Source organism: Pseudomonas sp. G5001, from assembly GCF_013385475.1.
Lineage (GTDB): Bacteria > Pseudomonadota > Gammaproteobacteria > Pseudomonadales > Pseudomonadaceae > Aquipseudomonas.
Window position 1 is genome coordinate 60,970 of record NZ_JACAPZ010000062.1, and the last position, 206, is coordinate 61,175.

1 protein-coding gene is annotated in these 206 nt (G+C 52.9%); it reads left to right on the plus strand.

The window, feature by feature from the left end:
- Window positions 1-7: 7 nt before the first annotated feature.
- On the plus strand, window positions 8-206 hold a 199-nt coding region (locus HX805_RS32270), incomplete at its 3' end, for a hypothetical protein (RefSeq protein ID WP_218167471.1).

Here is a 206-nt window from a genome sequence, read left to right on the forward strand (position 1 = left end):
GGCTTGAGTGTTAAAAGCAAAAGCAAAGACCAGAGCGAAAACAGATCTGCTTTTCTGTGGGAGCGGGCTTGCTCGCGAAAAACCTGAGAGCGCCGCGTTCATCCAGAATGCCCGCGTCATCGTTAACGACCTTCGCGAGCAAGCCCGCTCCCACATTTGGACCGTGCCCGCTTTAGCTTTTGATTTTGCTCTTCAACACTCAAGCC